The organism is Kitasatospora sp. NPDC059973 (genome assembly GCF_042737525.1).
Taxonomy (GTDB): Bacteria; Actinomycetota; Actinomycetes; order Streptomycetales; family Streptomycetaceae; genus Kitasatospora.
The window spans coordinates 1-6167 of record NZ_JBHWUI010000281.1; the positions used below are offsets into that span (position 1 = coordinate 1).

A 6167-nucleotide genomic window follows, 5' to 3' on the forward strand; every position below is an offset into this window, starting at 1 on the left:
GCCGGGGCCGGGGGGCAGGCAGCGCCCCGGCCCCGGCGGGCCCGCTCCCATCGGGCCCGAGCCCGGCCCCCGGCCGCTCGCGCAGCAACGCCGCCGCACCGTCCGGGCGGGCCGTAACCGCACCTACGCGGTGCGTCCGACCGGCCTGGAGCCCAGGCCCGACCGACACCCCCGACTGAGGCCGCACACCCCTCGGATCCATCGGTAGTTCGTATACCCTGAGCCCCTGGCTGATGGTGATTTCCGGTCAGATCATCTGATGGGTCACCCGGCCGGCGGTGCGGGCTTGGGGTGTGAAGGCCGTCCGGCTTGAGAATATGGCGATGAGTGACCGACTTGTCACGGGATGGAATATTTCGCCAGATTCGCTGGGTGGTCGGGGTGACCAGGTCCGCCTGGGGCTCTCCGAAGGCCCACGTCCGACACCTGAGAAGGGATGTCCCGTGGTGCGCAGGCTCCTGCCGACCCTCCTGTTGTCCCTCACCGCTCTGCTCGGGCTGCTTCCCGCCGCCGCGGCAGTCCCGGCGGACGCGATCGATGACGCGGCGTCCGGGGCCGCAGCCGGTTCCGGGGCCGGTTCCGAGTCCGGTTCCGGGGCCGGTTCCGAGTCCGGGGCCGGGGCCGGTTCCGAGTCCGGGGCCGGGGCCGGGGTCGGGGTCGGTTCCGAGTCCGGTTCTGCAGCGGGGGCGCCGGCCGACGGGTCCTACCCCTCCGCCGAGGAGGTCGACCGCTCCCGGGTCGAGGCCGACCGCCGGGCCGCCTCGGTCTCCACCATCGAAGCCGGGCTCACCGCGGCGACCGCCGAACTGGACCGGGCCTCCCGCACCGCCGAGCAGGCCGTCGAGGCCTACAACGGCGCGCAGGTCGCACTCACCCGCGCTCGCGCCGAGGAGTCCGCCGCCGTCGGACGGGCCGCCACCGCCGAGGCGGCGCGGACCGAGGCCGCCGAGGACGCCGCCCGGCTGGCCGCCGAAACGTACCGTCAGGGCACCAGCGCCGAGCTCTCCGCCGTCAACGCCCTCATCGGTGCCCATGGGCCGCGCGAGGCGGGCGACCAGGCGGCGGTGGTCGGCGTCGCCAGCGACCGCACCCGGCAGATCCTGGACGCGGCCACCTCCACGGCAGCCGCCGCGGCCCGCGCCTCGGCCACCGCCCGCACCGCCGCCGAGGCCGCCGAGAAGGCCGCCGCCGAGGTCGGTGCGGCCCGGGGCCGGGCCGAGGCGCGGCTGGCCGCGCAGCAGGCGCAGGTCACGGCGGTCGGCCTGCGCCGCGAACAACTGCTCGCCGATCTCGCCGCCGCCCGCCACACCACCGTCGAGCTGGAGCGGCAGCGGCGCGAGGCGCTGGAGGCGATCGCCGCCCGTGAGGCCGAGGCCGCGGCCCGGGCGGCCGCCGAGAAGGCCGCTGCCGAGAAGGCGGCAGCTGAACAGGCGGCAGCGGAGAAGGCCGCGGCGGAGAAGACGGCAGCCGAGGCGGCGGGCACCGCGATGGCGCCGGCTCTGAGCTCGCCCCCGGCTGCCCGCCCGTGGTCGGCCGAGGGCGCGGCCGCCGCCGTGGCCTTCGCCCGTTCCAAGATCGGCCTGCCCTACGTCTGGGGCGGCGAGGGCCCCGGCGGCTACGACTGCTCGGGGCTGACCATGATGGCCTGGCGCCAGGGCGGCAAGCAGCTGAACCACTTCGCCGCCGACCAGTACGCGCAGAGCACCCCGATCGGCTACCGCCAGCTCCGCCCCGGCGACCTGGTCTTCTGGACCGACACCGGCCGGGCCGCCGACATCCACCACGTCGGCCTCTACATCGGCGACGACCAGATGATCGAGGCCCCCCGCCAGGGCATGCCCGTCAAACAGGCCAGCCTCTGGATCATGGGCACCCCGGACTTCTACGCCCGCCCGTAGCGGATACGGCCCCGGGGGGAGGTGCCACTTCATTTCGCACGGCACTGGTCACCCTTCGGTCAGCTGGTGGTGGACGCATTCCGTGTACTGCCGGAAGCTGTCGGGCTGATAGCACTCCTGGGTGTTGTCGGCGTACCAGACGAAGAAGACGGCCATCAGGGCGGACAGCACGATCGCGACGCACGACGCCACCACACCGGTGATGGCGCCGGCCCGGCCGACTCCGGTGCGCTTGGCCGTCCTCAGCGCGAGGACGCCCAGGGCCAGGCCGATGACGCCGAGCGGGCCGCCGATGAGGACGATCGAGGTGACCAGGGCGGTGATGCCCACCACCGAGCCGGCCACCGCGGCGCCGTTGCCCGCCGTCGGAGGCCGCGGGCCCTGGCGGGGGGTCGGGCCGTGAAGGCCCGCCCCGGTGCGGGGCGGTGCCGGCCGGCTCGGTACTTCCGGCGCCGTCGTCCGTCCTTGAGCGTTCATCAGCCGTACTCCCGTCCCGTCGATTGGTCAGGGCATGATTGTGAATTCCGGGGGGCGGGGTGCACATCGCTGAAAGGCGGGATATATCGATCCCCCGATCGGGGGAGGTCGACGGCGGACGTTCCGGCAATACTGGCTCGATCATGGTTAAGGGACTCCCGCCGCTGTTGCGCGGCTTCACATTCTCGGGTGCGCTGTTCGCGTTCGGCGGCGCGCTGGCAAGCCTTCCGCTGGTTCCTCTCGCGATGCTGCCGGCGGCAGCCTGGCGGACCGCTCCCTACGGGGCACAGGTCGCCATGACGCTGTCGGCCTGGGCGGCAATGATCGCCGCGGTCGGGCTCGCGCGCCCTACGCGGCAGGTGCTGATCTCGTGCGCCCGCCGTCTGCTGCGGGTACCGCTGCCGGATCTCGTGGCCGCCCGCCGCCCCGTCCCCTCCCTTTCGCACGACACGCTTCCCGGAGCGCCGTCCGTCAGCGTGCAGGCCGTGACCGGGTCGGCCGTCAGCGCGCAGTCCGTCACTGGCCCGTCCGGGGCCGACCGTTGGCGGACCCCGGCCTGGCTGCTGCTGCACGCGGCACTGGGGTGGACGGGAGTGCTGGTGAGCGGCGCCCTGTTCATGGCCGGCCTGACCCTGCCGGGGGGCTGGACCGGGGCCGAGGCGGGGCTGAGCCTGTTCGGCCGGTCGATGCGGCCGGGGACGGGCTGGGCGAGCTGGGGGGTGGCGCTGGTCTGCCTGCTGCTGGCAGTGGCCGGCTGCATCGTCGTGACGGGCGCCCTGCGGTGGCTCGCACCACGGCTGTTGGGCCCGTCGGCGGCCGAGCGCCTCGCGCTGGCGGCCGAGCGTGAGCTGCGGCTGGCCGAACGCAACCGGTTGGCACACGAGTTGCACGACTCGATCGGTCACACGCTGACGTCCGCCACGATCCAGGCGGCGGTGGCGGGCGAGGTGCTCGCCGCCGATCCGGTGGCCGCGCGGGCCGCCCTGCGCAGCATCGAGGAGTCGACCCGGGCCGCGTTGGAGGACTTGGACTACGTGCTGGGCGTGCTGCGCGAGGAGAAGGCGGGGACGGCCCCGACCAGGACCTTGGCCGACCTGCCGGAGCTGCTGGACCGCTTGCGGCATGCGGGCGCGGTGGTGGTGTCGGAGCTGTCGGGCGAGCCGGCACAGGTCCAGGGGACGCTCTCCCGGGCGGCGTACCGGATCCTCCAGGAGGGCCTGACGAACGCGTTGCGTCACGGGGCGGGCGGTCCGATCGAGGTCCGGGTGGCGGCCGCGCCGGACGGACTGTCGCTCAGCGTGGTCAACCCGGTCAGGTCGGCGGCAGCCGGCAAGGGCCCGGGTGCCTTCCCCACGTCCGGACACGGCCTGCCCGGGCTGGCCGAGCGCGTGCGGTTGCTGCACGGTGAGATCGAGGCCGGACCGAGCGGGCCGCAGCACTGGCGGTTGGACGTCCGGCTGCCGGTACGGTTGTCCGCATGATCGGCACGACCAGCTCCGGGTCGGCCGAGGCCGCCGCGACCGGCCCGGACGCGAGCCCGGCGGGCGCGACCGGTGACGGCACCGGCGCCGCCACTACGAGCCGGGCCGTCGCCGGCCCCACCGGCACCCCCGTCACCCTGCTGATCGCGGACGACGACGAGGTGACGCGCAGCGGTCTGCGCATGTTGCTCGCGGTGCAGCCGGGCATCGTCGTGGTCGGGGAGGCCGCCGACGGCGTCGAGGCGGTCGAGCAGGCGCGGCTGCTGCGGCCGGACGTGGTCCTGATGGACGTGCGGATGCCGCGTCGCAACGGAATCGAGGCGACCAGGCAGCTGCTGGCCGACTCGGCCGATGCGCCGAAGGTCGTGGTCATCACCACCTTCGAGAACGACGGCTACGTCACCGCCGCGCTCAGCGCGGGGGCCAGCGGGTTCGTGCTCAAGCGGCTCCCGGTCCGGCAGATCGCCGAGGCGGTGCGGGTGGTGGCGGCGGGAGAGGCGATCCTCTTCCCGGCAGCCCTGCGCCGGATGGTCGCCGCCCGGCCGCTGGGTTCCGCCGAAGCGTTGCCCAGGGCGGCGCTGACCGGGCGGGAGGAGGAGGTGCTGCGGTTGATGGCCACCGGTCTGTCCAACCCGGAGATCGCGGACTCGCTCACGGTGAGCCAGGAGACGGTCAAGACGCACGTCGGAAACGTGCTGACCAAGCTCGGCGCACAGAACCGGACCCATGCGGTGGTGATCGCGTACGAGTCCGGCCTGGTGGTGCCGGGGTGCGCCGCCTGACGCACCGGCCCGAAAGGGTCGGCCGACAGCACGGGGCCCGGCCGCGCACCGGCCCGCAGGGCCGATTTCGGGGCGGGCGAAAATGAGGTGCCGTCGCCGGAGGGCGGTCGTACCGTGACGTCATGGGCAACGATGTGGACGGCGGCACCCGCGATCCGGGCAGCGCCCAGCAGACAGAAGGCATCGGCGGAGTCGAGATCCGTGCGATCGCCAAGGACGAGATCGAGGGCTGGGACCGGGCGCTCGCCCTCGGATTCCTCCGTTCACACGTGGACAGCGCGGCGGACTTCCGTCGCCAGCAGTGGGCGCCCGGCCGGGTGCTCGGCGCCCTGGACGCCGGCCGCTACGTCGCCACCTTCCGCAGCTTCGACGTCGAGCTGACCGTCCCCGGCGGAGCGGTCGTCGAGGCGGACGCCATCACCTCCGTCACCGTGACCGCCACCCACCGCCGGCGCGGCCTGCTCCGCCGGATGATGACGGAGGATCTGGCGGCCGCCCGGGAGCGCGGTTCGGCCGTCGCCATCCTGGTCGCCGCCGAATACAACATCTACGGGCGCTACGGCTTCGGCCCGGCCACCCGCGGCCACGGCTGGAACATCGACCTGCTGCGGGCCCGGGGTCTGCGCGAGGGCCTGCCGACCGTGCCCGGTGGGCGGATCGATCTCGTCCGCATGGAGGAGCTGCGCAAGGTCGGCTCCGAGCTGCACGACCGCTGGCGGCGCACCCAGCCCGGTGCGATCGCCCGCAACGAACTCTGGTGGAGGCGCCAGACCGGGGACGTCCAGGTACCGGGCTTCGAGTGGAAGGAGCCCTTCGCCGCCGTCCACCGCGACGCCGAGGGCACCGCCACCGGCCTGGTCGTCTACCGGGTCGACGACACCTGGGACGGCAGTTACCCGAACTGCGCCCTCACCGTCGTCGACTTCCTCGCACTGGACCGGGGCACCGCCGCCGAGCTGTGGCGGTTCGTCCTCTCCGTCGACTGGGTGCGCAAGGTCGTGGTGGAGAACATCGGACCGGACGACCCGCTGCCGCTGCTGCTGGCCGACCCGCGCGCCGCCACGCCCCACGCGGAGAACGCCGACTTCATGTGGCTCCGGGTGCTCGACGTCGAGGCGGCCTTCAACGCCCGGACGTACGGCGCGCCCGGCCGGGTCGTCCTGGAGGTCGAGGACCGGGACGGCTACGCGGCCGGCCGGTGGGCGGTCGAGGTCGCCGCCGACGGCAGCGGCCGCTGCACCCGCACCGACGACGAGGCCGACCTCGCGCTGGGCGTCTCCGCGCTCGGCTCGCTCTACCTGGGCGGCGAGACCGCCCCCCGACTGGCCGCGGCGGGCCTGGTCACCGAATTACGCCCGGGCGCGGCCGCCGCCGCCGACCTGCTGCTGCGCACGCCCCTGCTCGCCTGGAACCCGGACAGCTTCTGAGTCGCGTGGGTGAGCCCACGCATCCGGGTGTTCAGGGCCGCGTGTTCACTGCCGGGTGTTCACGACTGGGTGTTCACGGCCGGGCGCTCCCGATATCGGGAG

The 6167-nt window shown here is 74.2% G+C and carries 5 protein-coding genes; 4 read left to right on the forward strand and 1 reads right to left on the reverse strand.

The window, feature by feature from the left end; translation table 11 throughout:
* Positions 1-443 precede the first annotated feature (443 nt).
* On the forward strand, positions 444-1898 hold the full coding sequence (locus ACFWA9_RS37655) for a C40 family peptidase (RefSeq protein WP_380393812.1): 1455 nt from the start codon (positions 444-446) through the stop codon (positions 1896-1898).
* A gap of 48 nt (positions 1899-1946) precedes the next feature.
* Here ACFWA9_RS37655 and ACFWA9_RS37660 read toward each other — a convergent pair whose 3' ends face one another.
* Positions 1947-2243: a DUF4190 domain-containing protein gene (locus ACFWA9_RS37660; protein WP_380393815.1), complete on the reverse strand. Its 297-nt coding sequence runs from the start codon at positions 2241-2243 to the stop codon at positions 1947-1949.
* 275 nt (positions 2244-2518) lie between these two features.
* On the opposite strand from ACFWA9_RS37660, the gene ACFWA9_RS37665 reads away from it, so the two are divergent.
* The 3 genes from ACFWA9_RS37665 to ACFWA9_RS37675 all read left to right on the forward strand — a co-directional run bounded on the left by ACFWA9_RS37665 (position 2519) and on the right by ACFWA9_RS37675 (position 6065).
* Positions 2519-3856 carry a sensor histidine kinase gene (locus ACFWA9_RS37665; protein ID WP_380393818.1) on the forward strand — a complete coding sequence of 446 codons (1338 nt, stop codon included), beginning with the start codon at positions 2519-2521 and terminating at the stop codon, positions 3854-3856.
* Positions 3853-4638, forward strand: a complete 786-nt coding sequence (locus ACFWA9_RS37670; RefSeq protein ID WP_380393820.1) for a response regulator — start codon at positions 3853-3855, stop codon at positions 4636-4638. The genes ACFWA9_RS37665 and ACFWA9_RS37670 overlap by 4 nt, the downstream gene beginning before the upstream one ends.
* A 122-nt stretch (positions 4639-4760) precedes the next feature.
* The gene (locus tag ACFWA9_RS37675; RefSeq protein WP_352286067.1) at positions 4761-6065 is read left to right on the forward strand and encodes a GNAT family N-acetyltransferase; all 1305 of its coding nucleotides are present in this window, start codon (positions 4761-4763) and stop codon (positions 6063-6065) included.
* Positions 6066-6167: the final 102 nt, after the last annotated feature.